This window comes from bacterium, assembly GCA_026398675.1.
Taxonomy (GTDB): domain Bacteria; phylum RBG-13-66-14; class RBG-13-66-14; order RBG-13-66-14; family RBG-13-66-14; genus RBG-13-66-14.
This window is the reverse complement of the sequence record JAPLSK010000415.1, coordinates 1-1,781: the sequence shown is the minus strand read 5'-3', so window position 1 is coordinate 1,781 and position 1,781 is coordinate 1. Positions and strand designations below refer to the sequence as shown.

At 62.7% G+C, this 1,781-nt stretch carries 1 protein-coding gene; it reads right to left on the bottom strand.

Going from position 1 to position 1,781, the window contains the following annotated elements:
- A partial coding sequence (locus tag NTW26_12045) for a DUF6055 domain-containing protein (protein MCX7022979.1) occupies positions 1-1,710 on the bottom strand: 1,710 nt, incomplete at its 3' end.
- Between the last annotated feature and the right edge of the window lie 71 nt (positions 1,711-1,781).

Sequence of the window (1,781 nt, the reverse complement as noted above, 5' to 3'; positions counted from 1 at the left end):
GGGGTTGTCCTTCTCAAAGGAGTGGCGCGCATAGATGTAGTTGTTGTTCGTCAGCTGGTTGAAGCGGGCGGTGTCCTGCCCCCATCCCCAGCCGAAGTGGACTCCATTGCTCCCGCCGACGCCCGAGTTGCCGTTGGCCGAGTCGCCGTCCATGATGAGACAACCCAGGAAGGTCGAGGGGCTGTAGACGTAGGTCGTTCCCTTCATGACCGCGCTGCCGTAAACGGTGTTGTCGGTATCGCCACAGTTGGCGTGCTCGATGACTTTGGCGTTCTCATATATCTGGGCGTTGCCAAAAACCCTTGCCCAATCCCTGACTGTGGCGTTGCCGTACACCTGCGCCGTTCCCTCAACCCTCGCGTGACCGGACACCACCGCGTAGTCGCGGATTTGGGCGCTGCCGGCGACCACGGCGTAGTCCTCGATCCGGGCGTTGCCGCGGACCTGTGCCGTGTTCAATACCATCGCGTTGGGCCCAACGTAGGCCGAGGCATCCACGGTAGTCCCGTTCTGTTTGAACCCGCCGCCGTTGGCGTGGGTAGTTCCTGTCACCGAAGGCCGCGGGTACACCGCATTCCTCGGCGTCGCGTTCGTGAACGAGACGGCGTAAGGGAACTGAACGCCGGCGTCGGTGATGTACGCCTTCCACATGGGGTCGGCGATCTTCATCGGCTTCGGAACCGCTATGACCGCCAGATAGAGCTTGCCTTCATCCGATGAGAGGGTAATCGAGTTCGTTCCCTTGTTCCACAGGCAGGAATACCGGGCATCGCCGTTGTTCGAAACAGCCACCAGACACGCGCGCCAGTCGGACTGCCGGACCGGATCGGACTGCGGCTGGAAATCGCAGGAAACGATGGATCCCGCCGACACGGCGAGGGGGATCAAGTTGAAACCGAACTCCTCGGGGACGTGCGCGCGCGCGGGCCGGTACCACCCGGCGGCGCCAGGCACTTTCACCAGGGGGGTGCGGTTCTTCCGGTAGAACTCCCAGTCGGTGCCGTCGTCGGCTTTGCTGTCGGCTTTAAGCCACTGCTGCCGCTCGAAATCCCACGTGATGCACTTCCTGGCCATGTCGCCCCAGAGGTCCTTTACGGCGCCGGCCTTGTCGGGCGAACCCGAAGTGTCCACCCGGATCATGCGGTCCAGGATGTACTCGTTCACTCTCTGGCTCGCGTTCGCGTCGGTCCAGACCTTGTTTGTCCAGAAGCCGCCGTAGCGCGGATCGTCCCGCGCCGCCTCCCAGATCGCCCATGAGTCGTAAAAATCCCGGCCATGCGCGGGGTAATACATCGCGTTGGCCACGTAGTTCTGGGCGGTCGGGTAGGTGTTGAGAAACTGGAGCTGCATCCAGTTGGCGGTGCACTCCCACCACATCCCCGAGCTATTGCTGCCGTTGAAGCCGCCGGTCGTGCCTTCCCACACGTGTCCATGTTCATGCGGAGTGGCGCCCGACGGCGGGTCCCAGCGGCAGTAAGTGGGGTTCGCCATGGCGTAAGCGAAGCCGTTGGCGTCCGCGGACATGTAGGCGCCGCCGCCGCCGCCGTCGTTCCAGGTCATCAGAAAGTTGAAGTTGCTTCTATACTTGTTGCCGTCGCGCTTTGCGGGATCGCCGGACTCGTTCAGGTCGTTCAAACCCATCTCGGCGACCCAGCGGTTCCACATCTGCTCGTACATCCGCAGATTGCCCTGGGCCAGTCGCTCGGTCATTCCCACGGACTGCGGTTGTCCCCCGGCAGGGCTTTGGACGGAGTTGTCGCGGTTGTATTGCCCGAAACAGA